This is a genomic window from Silvania hatchlandensis, from assembly GCF_025564065.1.
Classification (GTDB): domain Bacteria; phylum Pseudomonadota; class Gammaproteobacteria; order Enterobacterales; family Enterobacteriaceae; genus Enterobacter; species Enterobacter hatchlandensis.
The window spans coordinates 104,411-128,777 of the sequence record NZ_JAMGZK010000045.1 but is presented as its reverse complement, the minus strand read 5'-3'; the positions used below and the strand labels follow the sequence as shown (position 1 = coordinate 128,777).

Genomic DNA, 24,367 nt, shown 5'->3' with positions numbered 1-24,367 from the left:
CATGGCGAAATTTAAAACTATTATCACCACTGCAGGAGCCGCAAAAATCGCGGCGGTTCTGGCTGGTACTGCCAGCATTGTTCTGGACAATACCGCAAAAATGGCCGTGGGTGACGGTAACGGCACGTTGCCCACCCCATCACCGGCCCAGACAAAGCTGGTTAAAGAGGTGCATCGTGCCCCGATAAACCGCGCGAGTATTGACGCCAGCGACCCGAAAAATATCGTAGCCGAACTGGTGATCCCGCCGGAAACGGGCGGTTTCTGGATCCGGGAAATGGCGCTCTATGATGCGGCAGGAACGCTGCTTGCCGTCGGTAACATGGCCGAAACCTACAAACCTTCACTGAGTGAAGGGGCCGGGCGCAAAATGGTCATTCGCATGGTGATCGCGGTCAGCGAGGTGTCTGCGATTACCATTACCATGGACACTACCACGGTGATGGCTACTCAGGATTATGTCGACAGTGAAATCGACAAGCATGCTAAATCCCGCAGTCACCCGGACGCCACTCTGACCGCCAAAGGGTTTACGCAGCTCAACAGCGCCACGAACAGCGCGTCAGAAGCGCAGGCCGCCACGCCTAAGGCGGTTAAAACCGTCATGGATGCGACCAATCTTAAAGCGCCGATAGCCAGTCCGGCGCTGACCGGAAAACCAACAGCACCAACAGCAGCGCAGACGGTGAGCGATACCCAGATTGCCACCACCGCCTACGTAAAAGCCGCTGTGGCGGCGCTGATTAACTCTTCGCCGGATGTGCTGGATACCCTGGGAGAACTGGCAGCGGCGCTGGGCAATGATGCAAACTTTGCCACCACCATGACCAACCAGCTTGCGCTGAAAGCTCCATTGGCCAGCCCAGGACTCACCGGGTTACCGACAGCGCCAACAGCGGCCGCGGGAACCAACACAAAGCAGCTTTCCACAACGGAATTTGTGCAGTCTGCCATTGCTGTACTGAATGCCGCTGTCACCTCAGCTCTGGCATTAAAAGCCCCTCTTGCGAGTCCAGCCTTAACTGGTGCACCGACGGCACCGACGGCAGCGCAGACGGTTAATAACACGCAGATCGCCACCACGGCCTTTGTGAAAGCTGCTGTCACTGCGCTTGTTAACAGTTCACCCGCTGCACTGGATACACTGAAAGAATTAGCTGATGCGCTCGGCAACGATGCAAACTTTGCCACCACGATGACCAACCAGCTGGCGCTGAAAGCGCCGCTTGCCAGCCCGGTACTGACCGGTGCACCGACTGCCCCAACGGCGGCGGCAGGAAACAATACTACCCAGCTCGCAACTACGGAGTTTGTAAGCCGTGCAGTGTCACCTGCATTGCTTATGCGCGGAGATCTTCCGGCAAATGCCAACCTTAACAATTATGGCCCAACCCCGGATTTCATCGGTAAATGGGGAAAATACAGCTCAGTAGGTGCAACTATTGCTAATGGATTTCCCGAAGATGGCGCGGTTGGGGATGTGGAGATTTTGCCTTATAACCAGTTTGGTGGAGGCCAGCGTTATACGGTGCGCGGTGGGAGAATGTATCTCCGTAACCTGACGGGTGTCTGGAACGGCCTTGATGGGCCATGGTCTGACTGGTTCGAGATTGGCGGGCTGAGTTCGAATAAGGTTTTACCCGGCACAGTAACGAGCCTGTCTGACGCAGCCTGGTTCGCTCAAAATACTACATATATTTTGTCTGGCGCCCGTGGTGATGGGCCTGTTGGACTCACTGCTGGACAGAGCAATGCTGTTATTCTTTCATTGCGTCGATCAGGTGGCACCATCATGGGCCTTTGCCAACTGATGTTTACCCCGGCTGGAACCTATGAGCGTCGAGGAGAGCCTAATGCTGCCGCGAAGTGGACAGCAGTTACATGGTATCCGGGCGGTGATGCTAACGGCTGGCGTCTGGTTGGTGCGGATGCGATGGCGGCGATTGGACAGGGTATTTCAAGCCAAAATTACACAACCCTCGATTGGCAGCAGTTCGATTTTGTATCTGGCCAAAATATTATGGTCAACGTTTCACAGTGGGCGAATGCACCTGCGGGTTTACCGTATGTAGCAGGAGATATCGTAACTGTTGAATGTATTATTGCGCGCAATAACGCTGACCGCTACGTAGTCAACGTTACCTCACAGTCCACTGGGAATGGTAACCGCAAAGACTATCGTGTGGTTATTTATGGAGCAAAAGGCTCTCGCGCATTTGGAGTAGATCAGTTATTCACCAGTGATTCATCAACTGTCATTCCCATTATAAATGGCGGTACGGGCGGCAAAACAGCTGCTGAGGCGCGAACCAACCTTGAGCTAAAAACGGCAGCATTACGGGATGTCGGTATCGGGGCAAACCAGATACCCGACATGTCGTTTTTTACAGGGGTAAAAGCCGATACCGGATACCAGAAGCTGCCATCCGGGATCATCATCCAGTGGGGCCTCGCGGCTGCGACTATCGGTGTTCTGAGTCAGAAAGCCTATCCAGTCGCATTTCCAAATGCAGCCCTGCACGTTTTCCTCACCCACAACGTGCCAAACGATGTGGCCGGTGTTGGCCTTAGCGGCGCGAGAACGCAGGGTTCAACGACGCTCTTCGATTACCAGATACAGTCGCTTAAGGTAAACGGAACGGATGTTACAGCGGCGGCATCAGGCTCTGCGGCGATGTCCATGCACTTCTTAGCTATCGGGTATTAACATGAGCAAAATTTATTTTAGTGCAGCAACTTCCGGTTTTTATCCAGAAGAACTGAAAGAGAACTATGAAGAGGGCACCGGATGGCCGGATGATGCTGTTGAGATTACGCACGAACAATGGACTGAGTTTACAGGCGCGACCCCGGCAGGATATTGCCTTGCGGCAGGGAGTGATGGATTTCCATACTGGAAGGCAATCCCGCCGCTTACAGCAGAAGAGCTGATCGCGCTGGCAGAAATTGAGAAACAATCACGGCTGCAATATGCGAATTCTTTAACAGCTGACTGGCGTACAGAATTGTCACTGGGCATCATCAGTGATGAAGAGAAGGAGAAGCTCATTTTATGGATGAATTATATCAAAGAGGTTAAAGCGGTCGAAACAACAGACCCGAACCACATCGACTGGCCTGCAACGCCTGTTATGTAGGTAAACGGAATCGCACCCATTTTATCGAACCAGCACGGCCTCCGAAGCGAGGCCTTTTATGGTTGCTGTGTGGGGCGTGATACAACGGGCAACAAGTGAACGCGAAATAAAATGCCAGCACCATGTAGCGGAAACCTCATGAGGAGAACCGCTACATGACTCAGGATTATCACCACGGGGTGCGCGTTGTTGAAATCAACGAAGGCACCCGATCCATTACCACGATGAGCACCGCCATCGTGGGCATGGTCTGCACCGGCGATGATGCCGATGCGTCCATGTTCCCCCTTAATAAGCCTGTTTTATTGACCGACGTGCTGACTGCCAGCGGAAAAGCGGGTGAGTCCGGCACGCTGGCCCGCTCGCTGGATGCGATTGCAGACCAGGCAAAACCTGTGACGGTTGTCGTACGCGTGGCGCAGGGCGAAACCGAAGCGGAAACCACCTCCAACATTATCGGCGGCGTAACCGCTGACGGTAAAAAAACCGGCATGAAAGCCCTGCTTTCGGCGCAGTCGCAGCTCGGCGTCAAGCCGCGCATTCTTGGCGTGCCCGGCCATGACACGCAGGCGGTGGCCACTGAGCTGCTCAGTGTGGCGCAGAGCCTGCGCGGGTTTGCCTACCTGTCTGCCTACGGCTGCAAAACGGTGGAGGAAGCTATTGCCTACCGCGATAACTTCAGCCAGCGCGAAGGGATGCTGATCTGGCCTGATTTCATCAACTTTGACACCGTGCTGAATGCCGATGCGACGGCTTACGCCTCCGCCCGCGCGCTCGGTCTGCGCGCCAAAATTGACGAGCAGACCGGCTGGCACAAAACCCTGTCCAACGTTGGCGTCAACGGCGTCACCGGCGTTTCTGCTGATGTGTTCTGGGATCTGCAGGACCCGGCCACCGATGCGGGACTGCTTAACAAGAACGATGTGACCACGCTGATCCGCAAAGACGGCTTCCGCTTCTGGGGTTCCCGTTGCCTCAGTGACGATCCGCTGTTTGCCTTTGAAAACTACACCCGCACGGCGCAGGTGCTGGCCGACACCATCGCAGAGGCGCACATGTGGGCGGTGGATGGCACGCTCAACCCGTCGCTGGCGCGTGACATTATCGAAGGTATCCGCGCCAAACTGCGCAACCTGAAAACACAGGGCTACATCATCGGCGCAGACTGCTGGCTGGATGAATCCGTGAACGATAAGGACTCCCTGAAGGCCGGGAAACTCACTATCGACTACGACTACACGCCGGTGCCACCGCTTGAAAACCTGATGCTGCGCCAGCGCATCACCGATCAATACCTGCTGGATTTCTCCAGCCGTGTTAGCGCGTAAGGGGACCCCATGGCTTTACCACGCAAGTTAAAACACCTGAACCTGTTTAACGACGGGAACAACTGGCAGGGGATCGTCGAGTCGCTCACCCTGCCGAAATTCACCCGCAAGTTTGAGAAGTATCGTGGTGGCGGGATGCCTGGCGCGGTGGATGTGGATATGGGGCTGGATGACGGCGCTATTGATACTGAGTTTTCCATCGGGGGCACCGAGCTGCTGCTGTTCAGACAGATGGGCAAAACCACGGTGGATGCCATCCAGTTGCGCTTTACCGGTTCCATTCAGCGCGATGACACCGGCGAAGTGCAGGCGGTGGAGCTGGTTGTGCGCGGGCGTCACAAGGAACTGGACTCCGGCGAGTGGAAAACGGGCGAGAGCAGCACCACCAAAGTCACCAGCACCAACAGCTACGCGAAGCTGACCATTAACGGCGAAGTGCTGTATGAGGTCGATCTGGTCAACATGATTGAAATCGTGGGCGGCGTGGACCTGATGGAAGCGCACCGTAACGCCCTCGGCCTCTGATTCACATCAACGGCGCGGGCAGCCGCGCCAGTACCCCACTAACAGGACACGAACATGAGCGATAAACCAACCGAAAAGGCCGTACAGCTGGATACTCCGATCAAGCGCGGTACAACCGAAATCACCGAAATCATTCTGCGAAAGCCTCAGTCAGGCGCGCTGCGAGGCACCCGCCTGCAGGCCATCATGGATATGGATGTGGGCGCGATGATGACCGTTATCCCACGTATCTCCACGCCGACCCTGACCGCGCAGGAAATGGCCGAGCTGGACCCCGCCGATCTCACCGCGCTGTCGGTTGAGGTGGTCACTTTTTTATTGAAGAAGTCGGTGCTTGCCGGTTTGCCGACAGCCTGACGGTTGATGATCTGGTGGCGGACATTGCCACCATCTTTCACTGGTCGCCGTCCGTCACTGACGTTATGCCGCTAACGGATGTGCTGGAGTGGCGACATAAAGCCATTCTGCGAAGCGGGGCCAGCGATGAGTGACAAAAACCTGCGCCTGCAGGTGATTCTGAATGCGGTTGATAGGCTCACCCGCCCCTTCCGTTCCGCGCAGGCCAGCTCGAAAGAGCTGGCAGCGGCCGTCCAGCAAAGCCGCGCCCGCCTTAAAGAGTTAGATACCCAGGCGGGAAAAATTGAGGGTTTTCGCAAGGCCAGCGCGCAGCTGGCAGTCACCGGCAACAGTCTTAAAGCCGCACGCGAAGAAGCGGCGAAACTCGCCACGCAGTTTAACGCCACCAGTCGCCCGACAGCAGCGCAGACCCGACTCCTTGAGCAGGCAAAAAGCCGCGTAACGGATCTGCAGGGCAAATACAACGGCCTGCGCCAGTCGGTCCAGCGTCAGCGTCTTGCGCTGAATGAAGCCGGGCTGGACACGAAAAAGCTCAGCAGCGCGCAGCGTGAACTCCGGCAGAACGCCGACGAAACCCGCCAGGCGCTGGACCGTCAGATGAAATCCCTGAAACGCCTGGGCGAACAGCAGGCGCGGATGAATGCGGTCCGCGATCAGTATTCCCGCCGTCTCGAAGTGCGGGACAGGATTGCCGGTGCCGGGGCCACAACAACCGCAGCCGGGCTGGCGATGGGCGCGCCGGTGATGGCGGCGGTGAAAAGCTACGCCAGCATGGAAGATGCCATGAAAGGCGTGGCGAAGCAGGTCAACGGCTTGCGTGATGACAACGGCAACCGCACCGCCCGGTTCTATGAAATGCAGGACGCCATCAAGGCTGCCAGTGAACAGCTGCCGATGGAAAACGGCGCGGTGGATTATGCCGCGCTGGTTGAAGGCGGGGCACGCATGAACGTGGCGAACCCGAATGATTCCTGGGCGGATCAGAAGCGCGACCTGCTGGCGTTTGCCAGCACGGCGGCTAAGGCATCTACGGCGTTTGAACTGCCGGCCGATGAGCTGTCCGAGGGGCTGGGGAAAATCGCCAGTCTGTATAAGGTGCCGACCCGCAACATTGAACAGCTGGGTGATGCACTGAACTATCTGGACGATAACGCCATGTCCAAAGGGGCAGACATTATCGACGTGCTGCAGCGTATGGGGGGCGTGGCTGACCGTCTCGACTATCGCAAGGCCGCCGCGCTCGGCTCCACGTTCCTGTCTTTAGGTGCTGCGCCGGAAATCGCTGCCAGTGCGTCAAACGCCATGGTGCGTGAGTTGTCCATTGCCACTATGCAGAGTAAGCGCTTCTTCGAAGGCATGGACCTGCTGAAGCTCAATCCGGCAGAGATTGAAAAGCAGATGACCACCGACGCCATCGGCACCATCCAGCGCGTGCTGGAAAAGGTTAACCGTCTGCCGCAGGACAAACGCCTGTCTGCCATGACCATGTTATTTGGCAAAGAGTTTGGCGATGATGCGGCGAAGCTCGCCAATAACCTGCCGGAGCTGCAGCGCCAGCTCAGACTCACCTCCGGCGGGAGTGCGAACGGCTCCATGCAGAAAGAATCCGATATCAACAAGGATTCATTATCCGCGCAATGGTTGCTGGTTAAGACGGGGGCGGCCAATACGCTCAGCAGCCTGGGAGAAACCCTGCGTGCGCCACTGATGGAAATCATGGACGCAGTTAAGCGCGTGACGGGTGTAATGCGTCGTTGGGTTGAAGCCAACCCGGAACTGGCGGGCCGGTTAATGAAGATTGCCGCCGTTGTGGCGTCGGTAACGCTTGCCCTGGGCACGCTTGCTATCGCCATGGCCGCCGTTCTGGGACCGATAGCCCTACTCCGCTTTGGTATGAAGTCACTCGCTATTACCGGGCTGGGCAGGCTCAGTCCTTTGCTGGGGCGTCTGAGCCAGGTATTAACATCCTTCGCGCCGGGGCTTTTTAGCTCTGGCGAGGCATTTAAAAAGTTATTCGCATTGTTCTCAGGAAACGATGCCGGCGATACCGTCAGCTGGATAGGACGTATCCGCGAAGCACTCAGCGGTGGCGGTAATGATGACGATGGGGGCGGGATCCTTGATGCTTTTCGTGATGGCGCTCTGGACAAAATTAAGGAACATGCCCAGCAGGCGGGGGAAGTTCTGGTCTCGTCTTTCCGTAACCCTGGCGAAGCCGTTCGACAGCTTTCAACCCGAATCAGTGGGTTAGCCAGTGCAGCCTTCGCTCCGTTGATAGCCTCGGTTCGGGGGGCGGGTGGCGTGCTCAGGTGGCTGGTCATGTCGCCGTTTGCGCTATTGCGTGCGGCTATCATCGGCATTGGTAGCCTGTTGGGCGTATTGCTAAGCCCTGTAGGACTTGTTATCGCAGCGCTTGCCGGGGTGGCACTGGTTGTCTGGAAATACTGGCAGCCTATCAGCGCATTTTTGGGTGGCGTGGTGGAAGGATTCAAAGCCGCTGCTGCGCCCATCAGCGCTGCCTTTGAGCCGCTCAGGCCTGTGTTTCAGTGGATAGGTGACAAGGTGCAGGCGCTGTGGGGATGGTTCACGGATTTGTTAGCGCCGGTAAAAGCGACCTCCGAGGAACTGAGCAGCGCGGCGGCGATGGGGCGACGGTTTGGTGAAACGCTGGCGGAAGGTCTCAGTATGGTGATGCACCCCCTTGAGTCGCTGAAATCTGGCGTGTCGTGGCTGCTGGATAAGCTCGGTATTGTCAGCCAGGAAGCGGCAAAAGCCAGACTGCCTGAGCAGGTCACTCGCCAGCTTCCCGCCACGGTGAATGCTGACGGCAAGGTCATGCTGCCGCCTGGCGGATTTCCGTCAATGGGCTTTGCGGGTATGTACGACAACGGCGGAGCCATTCCTCGCGGCCAGTTTGGCATCGTGGGGGAGAACGGCCCGGAAATCGTAAACGGACCGGCCAGTGTGACCAGCAGGCGGCGCACGGCGGCGCTGGCGTCCGTGGTGGCCGGAGCGATGGGTGTGGCGGCTGCACCTGCAGAGGCGGCACCGTTGCACCCGTTCAGCCTGCCAGTCAGGGCATATCAGGTGCAGCCGGTGAAGGCTGAAAGCCCGCAACCGGTGATCCGCTATGAGATTAACGCGCCGATTCATATCACCACTCAGCCCGGACAAAGTGCGCAGGACATTGCGCGTGAAGTAGCACGGCAGCTTGATGAGCGCGAACGGCGGGGCAGAGCGAAAGCGCGCAGCAATTACAGCGATCAGGGGGGATACGATTCATGATGATGGTGTTTGGTTTGTATGTGTTTATGCTGCGCACCGTGCCGTATCAGGAGCTGCAGTACCAGCGCAGTTGGCGGCACGCGGCTAACAACCGGGTGAACCGCCGTCCGTCCACGCAGTTTCTTGGCCCGGATAACGACTCACTGACGCTTTCCGGCGTGCTGCTGCCGGAAGTCACCGGCGGCAGGCTGTCACTGCTGGCGCTGGAGCAGATGGCGGAGCTGGGCAAAGCGTGGCCCCTGATTGAGGGCAGCGGCACTATCTACGGCATGTATGTAATCGAAAGTCTGAGTCAGACCAAAACGGAGTTTTTTGAAAGCGGGATGCCGCGCCGAATTGAGTTCACGCTGACTCTGAAACGGGTGGATGAGTCGCTGTCGGAGATGTTTGGCAGCCTGAGCGACCAGCTTAGCAACCTGCAGGACACGGCAGCGTCTGCCATTGGCAAAGTGAAAAATATGGCGGGAGGGTTGCTCTCATGACTCTGAGTAGCCGTCTCCAGAATCTGACCAGCAAAAGCCCGGCGTTCAGCATCACCATCGAAGGCAAAGACGTGACGACGGTGATGGACGCGCGCCTGATGAGCCTGACATTGACCGATAACCGGGGCTTTGAAGCGGACCAGCTCGATCTGGAGCTGGACGACGCCGACGGCCTGGTTGCCCTGCCGCGTCGCGGAGCGGTGATCCATCTGGCGCTGGGCTGGAAAGGCCAGCCGCTGTTCCCGAAAGGGGCATTCACCGTGGATGAGATTGAGCATTCCGGCGCACCTGACCGGCTGACTATCCGTGCGCGCAGCGCTGACTTTCGCGAAACCCTGAACACCCGCCGTGAAAAGTCCTGGCATCAGACCACGGTGGGCGAGGTGGTGAAGGACATTGCCGTACGCCACAAGCTGAAACTGGCGCTGGGCAAGGACCTGACAGAGAAAGCGCTGGACCATCTGGATCAGACCAATGAAAGCGACGCGAGTTTCCTGATGAAGCTGGCGCGCCAGTACGGGGCGATTGCGTCCGTGAAAGACGGGAACCTGCTGTTTATCCGACAGGGGCAGGGCAGAACGGCCAGCGGCAAACAGCTGCCGGTTATCACCATCACCCGCCAGGCTGGCGACGGTCATCGGTTTAGCCTGTCTGACCGTGGTGCTTATACCGGCGTTATTGCCAGCTGGCTGCATACCCGTGAGCCGAAGAAGAAAGAGACCATGCAGGTAAAGCGACGGCGAAAGAAAACCGCCGCACCCAAAAAGCCGGAGGCGAAGCAGGGGGATTATCTGGTGGGCACGGATGAAAATGTGCTGGTTCTGAACCGCACCTATGCCAACCGCAGCAATGCAGAACGTGCAGCAAAGATGCAGTGGGAGCGTCTGCAGCGCGGGGTGGCGTCGTTCTCCCTGCAGCTCGCAGAAGGGCGGGCGGATCTCTATACCGAAATGCCGGTGAAGGTCAGCGGATTCAAGCAGCCGATTGATGATGCGGAGTGGACTATCGCCACACTGACGCATACGGTCAATCCGGATAGTGGATTTACGACCAGTCTGGATCTCGAAGTGAAAATTGATGAGTTCGAAATTGAATGATTAGTTCCAAATTGAGAACAATAATGTATCATTATTGCGAACTGGTTAAGAGTGAGGGCTGAACGAAATGATGAATTGTCCGATGTGCGGCCAGGCCGCGCATACACGCAGTAGCTTTCAGGTTTCCAGTGAAACCAAAGAACGATACAACCAGTGCACCAATATTGAGTGCGGGCATACATTCGTGACACATGAGACTTTTGTGCGATCTGTCTGCCGACCGCAAAAAATCAGCGCCGCACCGCCTCATCCGAAAGGAATGCAGGAACAATTAGCTTACTGATACTGACCCGCCGCTGGCGGGTTTTTTATTACCTGTTGCCGCCATGGCAAAAGCGCTGCCGCCACTTTGTCGCCACACAGGAAAGAGTGACGACATAAGTAATTGATTTTACGGAGTATGAATTTCAGGCAACAAAAAACCCATCAACCTTGAACCAAAATGGCGGGGTTGATGGGCTCCACAAATTGGGGGACATCAAAGAAAAGCAGTGGCAATAGTTATGACTGACGTCTGAACGAAAAGTTCTGCGCATCGCGAAATTTTTTTCGCCAGTGCGCAAAATCCCTCTCTACCCCAGTCCTGGCCAGATGATGATAATCAGCGTCCCCGCCAGGGTTAACAGCACGTTAGCGATAGCATAGGTGCCTGCGTACCCCAGCGCCGGAATGTTGCTGCGGGCGGTGTCGCTGATGATTTCCATTGCGGGCGCACAGGTGCGGGCACCCATCATCGCGCCAAACAGCAGGGCACGGTTCATACGCAGGACCCACACGCCGAACAGGAAGCTGATGACCACCGGTACCAGGCTGACGATAAGTCCGGCCACCAGCATCTGCCAGCCCACTGCACCCAGGCTGTGGCTGATGCCGCTGCCCGCGCTTAAGCCTACGCCCGCCATAAACACCATCAGGCCAAACTCTTTCACCATGTTCAGCGCGCCCTGCGGGATGTAACCGAACGTCGGGTGGTTAGCTCGCAGGAAGCCGAGCATAATTCCGGCGAACAGCAGGCCCGCGGCGTTACCGATGCCAAAGCTAAAGTTGCTGAACTGAAAGGTGATCATCCCAATCATCAGGCCGACGATAAAGAAGGCGCAGAAGGCCAGCAGATCGGTCACCTGGCTGTGGATGGAGATAAAGCCGATGCGGTCGGCGACGGTTTTTACGCGGCGGGTATCGCCGCTCACCTGCAGTACATCACCCTTGTTCAGGACGATGTTGTCGTCGATTGGCATCTCAATCTGGCTGCGGATCACCCGGTTCAGGAAGCAGCCGTGATCGGTCAGCTTAAGCTGTCCCAGACGGCGTCCAACGGCGTTGTGGTTCTTGACCACGATCTCTTCGGTGACGATGCGCATGTCCAGCAGGTCGCGGTCGAATACCTCTTTGCCGTTGCGGAAGCTCGGGTCGAGGCGCGCGTGCGCATCCGGATAGCCCACCAGCGCAATGTCGTCGCCCATCTGCAGTACTGCGTCGCCATCCGGGTTTGCCAGGATGCCGTTGCGGCGAATACGTTCGATATAGCAGCCGGTCTGGCGGTAGATACCCAGTTCACGCAGGTTTTTACCGTCGGCCCAGGCCACCAGCTCTGGCCCCACGCGATAGGCGCGAATCACCGGGAGATACACTTTGCGCTTGCTGTCAGTGTCCAGGCCGCGCTCACGGGCGATTTGCTGGGCGCTGGTCTGCAGATCCTGATGCTGCAGTTTCGGTAAATAGCGCGCGCCGACAATCAAGCTCACCAGCCCAATCAGATAGGTCAACGCATAGCCCAGGCTTAAGTGATCCAGTGCCAGCGACAGCTGGGCATCACTCAGGCCGAGATGGCGTAATGTATCTCCCGCACCCACCAGAACCGGCGTCGAGGTCATCGATCCGGCCAGCATGCCTGCCGTCAACCCGATATCCCAGCCAAACAGTTTGCCTAAGCCAAGCGCGATAAGCAGGGCGCTGCCGACCATTACCAGCGCCAGCATCAGATAATTCTTGCCGTCGCGGAAGAAAATAGAAAAAAAGTTGGGTCCGGCTTCAACACCGACGCAAAAAATAAACAGCATAAAACCCAGGTTCAGGGCATCGGTGTTAATACTGAAATGCTGCTGGCCTAATAATAAAGAAACCACTAAAACGCCAATGGAATTACCGAGTTGGACCGATCCCAGACGTAATTTACCCAGGCAAAGACCCAGAGCCAGTACCACAAATAATAACAGGATGTAATTCCCGTTTAACAATTCTGCGACGTTTATGTTCACGGAGGATAACTTTTCGTTTACCAGTAAGTGGTTGAATGGATGGGCTATTTAGGCTATGTTTGCGCTGTAAGAAGAGAGGGCTGCGCCTGATCGCGCATTATAGTTAGCTCACAAAAAAATATCAAATAATTAGTTTATTTTTAACAGTTATCGGAATTCGATGGCGATGAAATCATCACCGACTGTTTCAGGCATGGAGTGCCGCTTTACTCATCTAATTGGGTGTTTACGTGACGAAAAATGTATTTGCCTGACAGGGCAGGGGGAGGATTTGAATATTAAACGTAACTGGCCGGGTATCGCGTGCTGCTTTTTACTGTTTACGGCGGTGTGTATCTGCCTGACTTTCAAAGTGCAAGGGGCTTTTATCGCCGCCGGACATCCTGAGCTGGGTTTGCTGTGCTTTATCCTGCCGGGTATCGTTGCCAGCTTTGTTTCTCGTGGTGGGGAAGTGGTCCGACCCCTGGTCGGTGCCATTCTTGCTGCACCCATCTGTCTGGTGGTGATGCGTATGGTGTTTATCCCGTCGCGCACGATTATGCAGGAGTTGGCCTGGCTATTGAGCGGGGTGTTCTGGTGTGCGCTGGGCGCGCTGTTCTTTCTGTTTGTCCGCAGGGCAGTCGAACATCGTCGTGAAACTAAAAACGCCCTCCGGGGAGGGCGTTAAAGACTTACTGGGCAGCGAAAAGTCCCAGATGCTCTTTGGCGTAGGCTTCAAAATCAGTAAAGCCGCCGATATGGGTCTGGTCGAGGAAGATCTGCGGAACGGTTTCAACCGGTTTACCCACGGTCTGTTCCAGGTCGGCTTTGGAAATGCCTTCCGCGTGAATGTCCACGTAGCGGTAGTTAAAATCTTCACGCTCGGCGGTCAGTTTTTCTGCCAGATCTTTCGCGCGCACACAGTAAGGGCAACCCGGACGTCCAAAAATAACTGCAAACATTTCTCTCTCCTGAATCTAAGCCTGACGGCGAATACGGCCTATATTGCCGCTAACGCTCAGTAATGAAAAGCAGGTTCTGCCTTTTGCATTGATATCTACAGGCTATATTTGGCCAATTACAGCACGGTTATCTTTGCCTATACTGGCCAATATTGTCAGTTAAGCCGTAAAGAGAGACGAGATGACACCTGTTATTGATTTGCTCCGTTCCCACCGCTCGATTCGCCATTTCACCGACCAACCCATCAGCGATGCCCAGCGCGAAGCAATTATTGCTGGCGCGCAAGGGACCTCCAGCTCCAGCTTCTTACAGTGCAGCTCGATTATTCGTATCACTGACCCGGCGATGCGCGAACAGCTGGTGACCCTCACCGGCGGGCAAAAACACGTGGCACAGGCGGCAGAGTTCTGGGTGTTCTGCGCCGACTTTAATCGTCATCTGCAGATTTGCCCCGAGGCGCAGCTCGGCCTGGCAGAACAGCTGCTGCTCGGCGTGGTGGATACCGCAATGCTGGCGCAGAATGCGCTGACGGCGGCAGAATCACTGGGGCTGGGCGGGGTCTACATCGGCGGCATCCGCAACAGCATCGAGGCGGTGACCGAGCTGCTGCAGCTGCCAAAACACGTTCTGCCGCTGTTCGGTCTGTGCCTCGGCTGGCCGGCAGATAATCCGGACGTTAAGCCGCGTCTGCCTGCGGCAATGGTGGTACATGAAAACCACTACCAGCCGGTGGACAGCGCGGTTCTTGCCCGGTACGACGAGGAGCTGGCGAACTACTACCTCTCCCGCGCGACCAATAACCGTCGCGATACCTGGAGCGATCATATCCAGCGCACCATCATCAAAGAGAACCGTCCGTTTATTCTGGATTATTTGCATAAACAGGGCTGGGCGACGCGATAAGTCCATTCATCCTGTGCCTGCCTGCGTGTATGATACGCAGGCTTTTGACCAGATCATATCTGAGAGGTGCAGGGTGAAAATTGCCATATTGTCCCGGGATGGAACGCTCTATTCGTGTAAGCGCCTGCGTGAAGCAGGGCATAAACGCGGCCATCTGGTGGAAGTCCTCGATCCGTTGTCCTGCTATATGAATATCAGCCCGGCGGCCTCCTCTATTCACTATAAAGGACGCCAGCTGCCGCATTACGACGCGGTCATCCCGCGCATTGGTTCGGCGATCACCTTTTACGGCACCGCCGCGCTGCGCCAGTTCGAGCTGCTGGGCAGTTATCCCCTGAATGAATCCGTTGCCATTACCCGCGCGCGCGACAAGCTGCGCTCCCTGCAGCTGCTGGCGCGCCAGGGAATTGACCTGCCGATCACCGGTATTGCCCACTCTCCCGACGATACCAGCGATCTGATCGACATGGTGGGCGGTGCGCCGCTGGTGGTGAAGCTGGTGGAAGGCACTCAGGGGATCGGCGTGGTGCTGGCCGAAACGCGTCAGGCAGCAGAGAGCGTGGTCGACGCCTTTCGCGGCCTGAATGCGCATATTCTGGTGCAGGAATACATTCAGGAGGCAAAAGGGCGCGACATTCGCTGTCTGGTGGTAGGCGACGAAGTGGTGGCCGCCATCGAGCGTCAGGCCAAAGAGGGCGATTTTCGCTCCAACCTGCATCGCGGCGGCGTGGCGCGGGTGGCGGAGATCACTGAACGCGAGCGTGAAATCGCCCTGAAATCCGCCCACACCCTGGGTCTCGATATTGCCGGTGTCGATATTTTACGTGCCGATCGCGGGCCGCTGGTGATGGAAGTCAACGCTTCGCCGGGGCTCGAAGGCATTGAAAGTACCACCGGGATTGATGTCGCCGGGAAAATGATCGACTGGATCGAACGTCATGCCACGCCGGAGTTTTGCCTGAAAACGGGCGGATAAATGGTATGACGCACACTTTTTGCGTAAGCTAGCGAATTAATTCTTAAGGGGCTCCACGGTTATGGATTCACTCGTCGTACCGACACTTGATACGTTACGCCAATGGCTCGACGATATGAGCATCAGCTTTTTTGAATGCGATACCTGTCAGGCGTTGCACCTGCCGCACATGCAAAATTTTGACGGCGTGTTCGATGCCAAGCTCGATGTGATCAATGACGTCATTCTTTTTTCCGCCCTCGCGGAGGTCAAACCCTCAGCGCTGCTGGCGTTAGCATCGGATCTGTCAGCCATCAATGCCAGTTCTTTGACGGTCAAAGCCTTTCTCGACATACAGGATGATAATCTGCCAAAGCTGGTGGTTTGCCAGTCTTTATTCGCTGCCACGGGGTTAACCTATCAGCAGTTTGAAGGCTTTTTCCAGCAGAGCGAAGAGCAGATCTCGATGGTGATGCTGGAAGCCAACGCCCATCACATGTTGTTTAACACCGAAGACGAGCCTGAGAATCCTGACGCGGCTACGCCGTTCCTGCACTAATCTTGTCTGACATTCAGGCAGTCGCTGTCGTGGCGGCTGCGTAACACCCTCTTTTGTGCTGGCTTTAACCTTTCTTTAAAGAATTATTCACCACCTTCCTCGTTTTTCGGCTTATCACGTAGACCGATTCTGCATAAAAAATTGATAAAAGGCGTTTTTTAATCTGGGCTATAGCCGCAAAGACAAGCTACAGTTTATTCTTGCGATGCTGTTAATTGCGAGCAGATACTGCCAACAGAGCAATATCTTCTGCTGCTGGCAGAGTGATAAATTATGCACGATTCTTGCATAGACTAAGAGTGTTCATTTTTAGTGCGTTTGTTAACGCGCTTTCAGAAGGATAAACGCTATGATCGCTTTAAAAAAAACCTGGGTTTCGGGGCTGATTGCCGGTGCTCTGATGGCTGTCTCTGCTGGTTCGCTCGCTGCGGAACAAAAAACGCTGCATATCTATAACTGGTCTGATTATATTGCGCCGGACACCGTCGCTAATTTTGAAAAAGAGACCGGTATTAAAGTGGTTTACGACGTCTTCGATTCCAACGAAGTGCTGGAAGGCAAACTGATGGCGGGCAGCACCGGCTTTGACCTGGTGGTACCGTCAGCCAGTTTCCTGGAGCGTCAGCTCTCGGCCGGTGTCTTCCAGCCGCTGGATAAAAGCAAACTCCCGGAGTGGAAAAACCTCGATCCCGATCTGCTTAAGCTGATTGCCAAGCACGACCCGGAAAACAAATACGCCTTGCCGTACATGTGGGCGACCACCGGCATTGGCTATAACGTCGAGAAAGTGAAAAAAGCGCTCGGTACCGACGCGCCGGTGAACAGCTGGGATCTGGTGCTGAAGCCAGAAAACCTCGAAAAACTGAAAAGCTGCGGCGTCTCGTTCCTCGATGCGCCAGAAGAGATTTTTGCCACGGTGCTGAACTACCTTGGTAAAGATCCGAACAGCACCAAAGCGGATGATTACACCGGCCCGGCCACCGATCTGCTGCTGAAGCTGCGTCCAAATATCCGTTACTTCCACTCCTCCCAGTACATTAACGACCTGGCAAATGGCGACACCTGCGTGGCGATCGGCTGGGCAGGGGATGTTCTGCAGGCGGCTAACCGTGCGAAAGAGGCCAAAAATGGCGTGAATATCGCCTACTCTATCCCGAAAGAGGGGGCGATGGCCTTCTTCGACGTCTTCGCGATGCCTGCGGATGCGAAGAACAAAGACGAAGCCTACCAGTTCCTGAACTACCTGCTGCGTCCGGACGTGATTGCCCATATCTCGGATCACATCTTCTATGCCAACGGCAACAAAGCCGCCACCGCGCTGGTGAGCGCCGAAGTGCGTGACAATCCGGGCATCTATCCGCCGGCTGACGTGCGCGCCAAAATGTTCACCCTCAGCGTACAAGAACCGAAAATCGACCGCGTGCGCACCCGAGCGTGGACCAAAGTGAAAAGCGGTAAATAATAAGAATCAGGCCGGGCAGTTGCACCTTTGCCCGGCATCAGGCGCACCGTCATGGTGCGCCTGCACCCGTTTGATTGATGCCGGAGAGCACCCCGTGAACGACGCGATCCCCCGCCCACAGGCGAAAACCCGTAAAGCGCTGACCCCGCTGCTGGAAATCCGTAACCTGACCAAATCGTTCGACGGCCAGCACGCCGTCGATGATGTCAGCCTGACTATCTATAAAGGCGAAATCTTTGCCCTGCTCGGCGCGTCCGGCTGCGGGAAATCGACGTTGCTGCGTATGCTTGCCGGGTTTGAACAGCCGACCGCCGGGCAGATTGTGCTCGATGGTGTGGACCTGTCGCAGGTGCCGCCCTATCAGCGGCCGATCAATATGATGTTCCAGTCTTACGCCCTGTTCCCGCACATGACCGTCGAGCAGAACATCGCCTTTGGTCTGAAGCAGGACAAACTGCCAAAAGCCGAAATCAGCGCGCGGGTCGCCGAAATGCTGAGCCTGGTGCACATGCAGGAGTTTGCTAAGCGTAAGCCACACCAGCTCTCGGGCGGCCAGCGTCAGCGCGTGGCCCTGGCCCGCAGCCTGGCGAAGCGGCCAAAGCTGCTGCTGCTGGATGAGCCAATGGGGGCGCTGGATAAAAAGCTGCGCGACCGCATGCAGCTCGAAGTGCTGGATATTCTTGAACGTGTCGGCGCAACCTGCGTAATGGTTACCCACGATCAGGAAGAGGCGATGACCATGGCCGGTCGCATCGCGATCATGAACCGCGGTAAGTTCGTGCAGATTGGCGAGCCGGAAGAGATTTATGAGCACCCGACCACCCGCTACAGTGCGGAATTTATCGGTTCGATGAACGTCTTCGAAGGGCTGCTGAAATCGCGCGAAGAAGACGGGCTGGTGATTGACTCCCCGGGGCTGATCCACCCGCTGAAAGTGGCCGTCGATAACTCGGTGGTTGATAACGTGCCAGTGTACGTGGCGCTGCGTCCGGAAAAAATCACCCTCTGTGATGCGCCGCCGGCCGATGGTTGTAACTTTGCCGTGGGCGAAGTGGTGCATATCGCCTATCTCGGCGACCTCTCCATCTATCATGTCCGCCTGAAAAGCGGGCAGATGATCAGCGCCCAGCTGCAGAACACGGATCGCTACCGTAAAGGCCTCCCGACCTGGGGCGACGAAGTGCGTCTGTGCTGGGATGCGGACAGCTGCGTTGTGCTGACGGTATAAGGAAGGGCAATGAACAAACCTGAACCTGCGGCCCGCACACCAATGGGCACGCAAACGTCCTGGCTGACCCGAATGCAGATGGCGCACGGGCGCAAGCTGGTGATTAGCCTGCCATACCTGTGGCTGATCCTGCTGTTCCTGCTGCCGTTCCTGATTGTGTTCAAAATCAGTCTTGCGGAGATGGCGCGCGCGATCCCGCCGTACAGCGATCTGGTGGCCTGGGCCGACGCTCAGCTGTCGGTGACCCTCAATCTGGGCAACTACCTTCAGCTCACCGACGATCCGCTCTATTTTGAGGCCTATCTGCAGTCGCTGCAGGTGGCGGGTGTGGCGACTATCTGCTGTCTGCTGCTGGGCTATCCGCTGGCCTGGGCGGTGGCGCACAGTAAGCCGTCGACGCGCAATATCCTGCTGCTGCTGGTGATTTTGCCGTCATGGACCTCGTTCCTGATCCGCGTCTATGCCTGGATGGGGATCCTGAAAAACAACGGCGTGCTGAACAACTTTTTACTCTGGCTGGGGGTTATCGATCAGCCCCTGACTATTCTGCACACCAATCTGGCGGTCTATATCGGGATTGTGTACGCCTATCTGCCGTTTATGGTGCTGCCGATTTACACCGCCCTGACGCGCATCGACTACTCGCTGGTCGAGGCGGCGCTGGATCTCGGTGCTCGTCCGCTGAAAACCTTCTTCAGCGTGATCGTGCCCCTGACCAAAGGCGGGATTATCGCCGGGTCAATGCTGGTGTTTATCCCGGCGGTTGGCGAGTTCGTGATCCCGGAACTGCTCGGCGGTCCGGACAGCATCATGATTGGCCGCGTGCTGTGGCAGGAGTTCTTCAATAACCGCGACTGGCCGGTGGCCTCGGCGGTGGCGATCGTGATGTTGCTGCTGCTGATCGTGCCGATCATGTGGTTCCACAAATATCAGCAGAAACAGATGGGGGATCACGGATGAACAACTTACCGGTAGTGCGCTCTCCGTGGCGGATCCTGATCCTGGTGGTCGGCTTTACCTTCCTGTATGCCCCGATGCTGATGCTGGTGATCTACTCCTTTAACAGCTCGAAGCTGGTGACGGTGTGGGCGGGCTGGTCCACGCGCTGGTACGGGGAGCTGTTTCGCGACGACGCGATGATGAGCGCCGTCGGCTTAAGCCTGACCATTGCCGCCTGTGCGGCCACGATGGCGGTCATTCTCGGCACCATTGCGGCGGTGGTGATGGTGCGTTTTGGTCGTTTTCGCGGCGCAAACGGCTTTGCCTTTATGATCACCGCCCCGCTGGTGATGCCCGATGTGATCACCGGTCTGTCGCTGCTGCTGCTGTTTGTGGCCATGGGGCACGCCATTGGCTGGCCGTCGGATCGCGGCATGCTGACCATCTGGCTGGCGCACGTCACCTTCTGTACCGCCTACGTGGCGGTGGTGATCTCTTCCAGGCTGCGCGAGCTGGACCACTCGATTGAAGAGGCGGCGATGGATCTGGGCGCCACGCCGCTGAAGGTGTTCTTTATCATCACCTTACCGATGATCATGCCGGCGGTGATTTCCGGCTGGCTGCTGGCGTTTACCCTGTCGCTCGACGATCTGGTGATCGCCAGCTTCGTCTCCGGCCCGGGGGCTACCACGCTGCCGATGCTGGTCTTCTCCAGCGTCAGAATGGGGGTTAATCCGGAGATAAATGCTCTGGCGACGCTGATTCTTGGCGTGGTCGGCATTGTCGGGCTTATCGCCTGGTATCTGATGGCGCGGTCTGAAAAACAACGCGTGCGTGATATCCAGCGTGCAAGGCGCCACTGAAACGATTAAAATTTCCCGTAAAGTGCCGCGCTTGTCGCGGCACTGTTTTTCAGGGAAGTGAAACATTGGGATTTTTTAAAAAAACACGCCATACCCATGCCCGACTAAACGTCCCTGCGCTGGTTCAGGTGGCGGCGCTCGCCATTATTTTGATCCGCGGTCTCGATTTGGTGATGATTTTCAGCACCCTCGGGGTGCACGGCATCGCCGAGTTTATCCACCGCAGCGTGCAGAGCTGGAGCTTAACGCTGGTGTTTTTTAGCAGCCTGCTGCTGGTGTCTGCCGAGATCTACTGCGCATTTTCACTGATCAAGGGGCGCAACTGGGCGCGCTGGGTCTATATGCTGATCCACGCCATCACCACCGCGTACCTGTGGGCCTCGTCGCTGGGCTACGGTTATCCGGAGCTTTTCAGCATCCCCGGTGAGACCAAACAGGAAATTTTCCGCACCCTGATGATGCAAAAGCTGCCCGATGTGCTGGTGCTGTGCCTGCTGTTTATTCCGCCTGCCAGCCGACGGTTTTTCCGTTTGCAATAACGTGTATAATCGCTGCCCCCAGACGTATTAAGGTTTTGTTATGCAGTGCGCACTCTATGACGCCGGTCGCTGCCGCTCCTGTCAGTGGATTGAACAGCCGGTCTCTTCTCAGCTTTCCGCCAAAATGTCCGACCTGCAGACATTACTGTCTGACTTACCGGTGGCGGAGTGGTGCGCGCCGATCGGCGGGCCGGAGCAGGCTTTTCGCAATAAAGCCAAAATGGTGGTGAGCGGCAGCGTCGAAAAACCGCTGCTTGGAATGTTGCACCGCGACGGCACGCCAGAAGATCTGACCGACTGTCCGCTCTATCCCGCCTCTTTCGCCCCGGTCTTTGCGACCCTGAAACCCTTTATCGCCCGCGCGGGCCTTACGCCTTACAGCGTCGAGCGCAAGCGCGGCGAGCTGAAGTATCTTTTGCTGACCGAAAGCCAGCAGGATGGCGGGATGATGCTGCGATTTGTGCTGCGCTCCGACGCTAAAGTCGCCCAGCTGCGCGCGGCGCTGCCGTGGCTGCAGGAACAGCTGCCGCAGCTGAAGGTGATCACCGCGAACATTCAGCCAGTGCATATGGCGATCATGGAAGGGGAGGAGGAGATCTTCTTTACTCCGGCGCAGGCGCTGGCCGAGCGCTTCAACGACGTGCCGCTGTGGATCCGCCCGAAAAGCTTTTTCCAGACCAACCCGACGGTGGCCAGCCAGCTGTACGCCACGGCGCGCGACTGGGTCGGCCTGCTGCCGGTGAACCATATGTGGGATCTGTTTTGTGGCGTCGGTGGCTTTGGTCTGCACTGCGCCACGCCGCAGATGCGCCTGACCGGAATCGAAATCTCCGCCGAGGCGATCGCCTGTGCCACGCAGTCGGCCAGCGAGCTGGGGTTAACAAATCTGCATTTCCAGGCGCTGGATTCAACCCAGTTTGCCACCGGTCAGCAAGATGTGCCGGACCTGGTGCTGGTCAACCCCCCGCGTCGCGGGATTGGCAAAGCGCTGTGCGACTACCTGAGCCAGATGGCCCCGCCGTTTATTATCTACTCAAGCTGCAATGCGCAGACGATGGCGAAAGATCTCCGGGATCTGCCCGGGTATCGCATCGCGCGCGTCCAGCTGTTCGATATGTTCCCGCATACCGCGCACTACGAAGTACTGACGCTACTGGTCAAGTCCAACGCCTGATGCCCTCACTCCACAATGTTAAACAAAATGTGAACGTTGCCCGCGCCTGAAATCGGGTAAGCTTTATCTATCTGGCTTAGATAAGGTTGACCGATGAAGCACATATTACTGGTGGAAGACGACGGCGATATTGCCGCGCTGCTGCGCCTGAATTTAGAGGACGAGGGCTACCAGATCACCCATGAGGCAGACGGGGCGTGCGCGCTGCGGGCGGTGGACGACCCACGCTGGGATGCGGTGATCCTCGATCTGATGCTGCCCAACGTTGACGGGCTGACCCTCTGTCGGGCGATCCGCGCGCGCGATCACTACCTGCCGGTGATTATCATTAGCGCCCGCAGCAGTGAAACCGAACGCATTCTCGGGCTTGAAACCGGGGCCGATGATTACCTCGCTAAACCCTTCTCGGTGCAGGAGCTGGTGGCGCGCATCCGGGCGCTGTTCCGCCGTCAGCAGGCGATGGGCCAGCATACCGCCGGGCTGATTACGGCCCATGGTCTGACCATTGACCCGCTGGCGCGCAGCGTCCAGCTACGCGGCGAAGTCATCGACCTGACGCCGCGCGAATTCGATCTGCTCTACTTTTTTGCCCGTCACCCTGGGGAGGTGTTCTCTCGCCTGGCGCTGCTCGACAAAGTGTGGGGATACCAGCACGAAGGCTACGAACATACCGTTAACACCCACATCAACCGCCTGCGGATCAAGATTGAAGTCGACGCCGCCGAGCCGCAGGTCATCCGTACCGTTTGGGGGAAAGGCTATCTCTTCGCGGAGCGCCCACTATGATCCGCCGTCTCACCCTCAGCCAGCGCCTGACGCTGCTGTTTATTGCCCTGCTGAGCCTGTGCGCCATCGTCGCCTGTGGGGTGCAGCTTTGGGCCAGCAAGCAGTACGGGGATGCGATGGTGCAGCGGCTCTCCGGCGGTCTGGCACAGCACATTATCCAGCGCGAGCCGCTGCTGGATAAGCAGGGCCAGGTCGAGCGCAGCGCGCTTCAGCCGCTGTTTAACCGCCTGATGACCTTCAATCCCAGCGTCGAGCTGTATATCCTCTCCCCGCAGGGTGAGCTGCTGGCCGATGCCGCGCCGCCGGGGCATATCAAACGGCAAAGCGTCTCCATCACCCCGGTTCAGCAAGCGCTGAGCGGCGCCACGATGCCGGTTTACGGTGACGATCCGCGCAGCGATAAGCAGAAAGTGTTCAGCGTTGCCCCCCTGCGCCAGAACGGCGAATTGCACGGCTATCTGTATATCATTCTGCAGGGGGAAGAGTTGAATGCGCTGGCCGAACAGGCGTGGCAGAAAACCCTGTGGCGCACGGTGCTGTGGTCGCTGCTGCTGGTGGCGCTGTTTGGTGCGCTGGCCGGTGGGCTGGTCTGGTACTGGGTTACGCGTCCGGTCAGGCTGCTGACCCATGAGGTCAGCGGGCTGGAGCAGGACAGCATCAGCGCCATCAAACAGCTGGCCGCCCGGCCCCTTGAGTCGCAGCCCGCGGGTGAGGTGGCGCTACTGCGCAATAACTTTATCGAACTGGCGCAAAAGATTGCCAGCCAGTGGGATCAGCTGGCCGACAGCGACCGCCAGCGGCGGGAGTTTATCGCCAATATCTCCCACGACCTGCGCACCCCGCTGACCGCGCTGCTGGGTTATCTGGAAACCCTGTCGCTAAAATCCGCCACCCTCTCCGCAGAGGAGAGCCAGCATTACCTGGCGATTGCCCTGCGCCAGGGGCATAAGGTCCGCCACCTGTCGCAGCAGCTGTTTGAGCTGGCGCGGCTGGAGCACGGCAGCATCAAACCGCAACGCGAGCGTTTTGCCATCGGGGAGCTTATCTCCGACGTGGCGCAAAAGTTTGACCTGGCGGTAGAGACCCGTCAGCTGCGGCTGCATATTGACGTGCCACGCCCGCTGCCGATGATCAACGCCGATCTGTCGATGATCGAACGGGTGGTGACCAATCTGCTGGATAACGCCATTCGTCATACGCCCCCGGGCGGGGAGATTGGCCTGAAGGTGTGGCAGGAGGGTGAACAGCTACAGGTTGAAGTGAACGACAGCGGACCGGGCATTGACGACCATCTGCGCGACACGCTTTTCCTGCGGCCATCGGCACTCAGCCCACAGGCGTCACGGGACAACCGGGGCGGACTGGGGTTGTTGATTGTGAAGCGGATGCTGGAACTGCACGGAGGAGAGATCAGGCTGATGGAGGTGGCGAGAGGAGCTTGTTTTCGTTTTTATGTGCCGTTTTAAGAGTGCCAGGTGGCATTAATGCTCACCCGGCCTACAAAATCCCCACCCTGTAGGCCGGGGCAGGCGAAGCCGCCACCCGGCA

Annotated in this window: 24 protein-coding genes; 22 read left to right on the top strand and 2 right to left on the bottom strand. The window is 57.2% G+C overall.

What is annotated here, in order from left to right:
- Position 1: 1 nt before the first annotated feature.
- From M8014_RS08825 to M8014_RS08780, 10 genes are all read left to right on the top strand, one after another.
- The gene (locus M8014_RS08825) at positions 2-2,707 is read left to right on the top strand and encodes a phage tail-collar fiber domain-containing protein (protein ID WP_272501374.1); all 2,706 of its coding nucleotides are present in this window, start codon (positions 2-4) and stop codon (positions 2,705-2,707) included.
- 1 nt (position 2,708) lies between these two features.
- Positions 2,709-3,137, top strand: coding sequence for a tail fiber assembly protein (locus tag M8014_RS08820; protein ID WP_271269341.1), 429 nt, complete (start codon positions 2,709-2,711; stop codon positions 3,135-3,137).
- A 155-nt stretch (positions 3,138-3,292) separates the two neighbouring features.
- Positions 3,293-4,465, top strand: coding sequence for a phage tail sheath protein (locus M8014_RS08815; protein ID WP_271269342.1), 1,173 nt, complete (start codon positions 3,293-3,295; stop codon positions 4,463-4,465).
- A gap of 9 nt (positions 4,466-4,474) precedes the next feature.
- Positions 4,475-4,990: a phage major tail tube protein gene (locus M8014_RS08810; protein WP_271269343.1), complete on the top strand. Its 516-nt coding sequence runs from the start codon at positions 4,475-4,477 to the stop codon at positions 4,988-4,990.
- A 54-nt stretch (positions 4,991-5,044) separates the two neighbouring features.
- Positions 5,045-5,347: a phage tail assembly protein gene (locus M8014_RS08805; protein WP_271269344.1), complete on the top strand. Its 303-nt coding sequence runs from the start codon at positions 5,045-5,047 to the stop codon at positions 5,345-5,347.
- A gap of 14 nt (positions 5,348-5,361) precedes the next feature.
- The gene (locus tag M8014_RS08800) at positions 5,362-5,481 is read left to right on the top strand and encodes a GpE family phage tail protein (protein ID WP_202694107.1); all 120 of its coding nucleotides are present in this window, start codon (positions 5,362-5,364) and stop codon (positions 5,479-5,481) included.
- Positions 5,474-8,632, top strand: a complete 3,159-nt coding sequence (locus M8014_RS08795; protein ID WP_271269345.1) for a phage tail tape measure protein — start codon at positions 5,474-5,476, stop codon at positions 8,630-8,632. Before M8014_RS08800 ends, M8014_RS08795 begins: the two co-directional genes overlap by 8 nt.
- Positions 8,629-9,114 (top strand): phage tail protein, encoded by a 486-nt coding sequence (locus M8014_RS08790; protein ID WP_271269346.1) that lies wholly within the window; start codon positions 8,629-8,631, stop codon positions 9,112-9,114. The genes M8014_RS08795 and M8014_RS08790 overlap by 4 nt, the downstream gene beginning before the upstream one ends.
- A complete protein-coding gene (locus M8014_RS08785; protein ID WP_271269347.1) occupies positions 9,111-10,211 on the top strand; it encodes a phage late control D family protein in 1,101 nt (366 codons plus the stop codon). The genes M8014_RS08790 and M8014_RS08785 overlap by 4 nt, the downstream gene beginning before the upstream one ends.
- A 67-nt stretch (positions 10,212-10,278) precedes the next feature.
- Entirely contained in the window at positions 10,279-10,494 is a 216-nt protein-coding gene (locus tag M8014_RS08780) for an ogr/Delta-like zinc finger family protein (RefSeq protein WP_012016760.1), read from the top strand.
- A 289-nt stretch (positions 10,495-10,783) separates the two neighbouring features.
- On the opposite strand, the gene M8014_RS08775 is transcribed toward M8014_RS08780, so the two are convergent.
- Complete coding sequence (locus M8014_RS08775; RefSeq protein WP_271282134.1) at positions 10,784-12,469, bottom strand: aspartate:alanine antiporter; 1,686 nt, start codon at positions 12,467-12,469, stop codon at positions 10,784-10,786.
- Positions 12,470-12,740: 271 nt separating this feature from the next.
- Between M8014_RS08775 and M8014_RS08770 the strand changes: the two genes are divergently transcribed.
- On the top strand, positions 12,741-13,136 hold the full coding sequence (locus M8014_RS08770; protein WP_271282133.1) for an inner membrane protein YbjM: 396 nt from the start codon (positions 12,741-12,743) through the stop codon (positions 13,134-13,136).
- Between the two features lie 4 nt (positions 13,137-13,140).
- Here the strand turns inward: M8014_RS08770 and M8014_RS08765 are convergent, their stop codons facing one another.
- Positions 13,141-13,410 (bottom strand): GrxA family glutaredoxin, encoded by a 270-nt coding sequence (locus tag M8014_RS08765; RefSeq protein WP_032617267.1) that lies wholly within the window; start codon positions 13,408-13,410, stop codon positions 13,141-13,143.
- 181 nt (positions 13,411-13,591) lie between these two features.
- Here M8014_RS08765 and nfsA point away from each other — a divergent pair, with 181 nt between their 5' ends.
- From nfsA to M8014_RS08710, 11 genes are all read left to right on the top strand, one after another.
- Positions 13,592-14,314, top strand: a complete 723-nt coding sequence (gene nfsA, locus M8014_RS08760) for an oxygen-insensitive NADPH nitroreductase (RefSeq protein WP_271282132.1) — start codon at positions 13,592-13,594, stop codon at positions 14,312-14,314.
- Positions 14,315-14,387: 73 nt separating this feature from the next.
- Positions 14,388-15,290 (top strand): 30S ribosomal protein S6--L-glutamate ligase, encoded by a 903-nt coding sequence (rimK, locus tag M8014_RS08755; protein WP_271282131.1) that lies wholly within the window; start codon positions 14,388-14,390, stop codon positions 15,288-15,290.
- Positions 15,291-15,351: 61 nt separating this feature from the next.
- Positions 15,352-15,828, top strand: a complete 477-nt coding sequence (locus M8014_RS08750; protein WP_271282130.1) for a YbjN domain-containing protein — start codon at positions 15,352-15,354, stop codon at positions 15,826-15,828.
- Positions 15,829-16,177: 349 nt separating this feature from the next.
- Complete coding sequence (gene potF, locus M8014_RS08745) at positions 16,178-17,290, top strand: spermidine/putrescine ABC transporter substrate-binding protein PotF (protein ID WP_271282129.1); 1,113 nt, start codon at positions 16,178-16,180, stop codon at positions 17,288-17,290.
- A gap of 94 nt (positions 17,291-17,384) precedes the next feature.
- Positions 17,385-18,518, top strand: coding sequence for a putrescine ABC transporter ATP-binding subunit PotG (gene potG / locus M8014_RS08740; RefSeq protein WP_271282128.1), 1,134 nt, complete (start codon positions 17,385-17,387; stop codon positions 18,516-18,518).
- Positions 18,519-18,527: 9 nt separating this feature from the next.
- On the top strand, positions 18,528-19,478 hold the full coding sequence (gene potH / locus M8014_RS08735) for a putrescine ABC transporter permease PotH (RefSeq protein ID WP_271282127.1): 951 nt from the start codon (positions 18,528-18,530) through the stop codon (positions 19,476-19,478).
- Positions 19,475-20,320 carry a putrescine ABC transporter permease PotI gene (potI, locus tag M8014_RS08730; protein ID WP_271282126.1) on the top strand — a complete coding sequence of 282 codons (846 nt, stop codon included), beginning with the start codon at positions 19,475-19,477 and terminating at the stop codon, positions 20,318-20,320. The genes potH and potI overlap by 4 nt, the downstream gene beginning before the upstream one ends.
- A 65-nt stretch (positions 20,321-20,385) precedes the next feature.
- Positions 20,386-20,859 (top strand): YbjO family protein, encoded by a 474-nt coding sequence (locus M8014_RS08725; protein WP_271282125.1) that lies wholly within the window; start codon positions 20,386-20,388, stop codon positions 20,857-20,859.
- A gap of 40 nt (positions 20,860-20,899) precedes the next feature.
- Entirely contained in the window at positions 20,900-22,033 is a 1,134-nt protein-coding gene (gene rlmC / locus M8014_RS08720; protein ID WP_271282124.1) for a 23S rRNA (uracil(747)-C(5))-methyltransferase RlmC, read from the top strand.
- A 93-nt stretch (positions 22,034-22,126) separates the two neighbouring features.
- Positions 22,127-22,819 carry a response regulator transcription factor gene (locus tag M8014_RS08715; RefSeq protein WP_271282123.1) on the top strand — a complete coding sequence of 231 codons (693 nt, stop codon included), beginning with the start codon at positions 22,127-22,129 and terminating at the stop codon, positions 22,817-22,819.
- The gene (locus tag M8014_RS08710; protein WP_271282122.1) at positions 22,816-24,285 is read left to right on the top strand and encodes a sensor histidine kinase; all 1,470 of its coding nucleotides are present in this window, start codon (positions 22,816-22,818) and stop codon (positions 24,283-24,285) included. The genes M8014_RS08715 and M8014_RS08710 overlap by 4 nt, the downstream gene beginning before the upstream one ends.
- Positions 24,286-24,367: the final 82 nt, after the last annotated feature.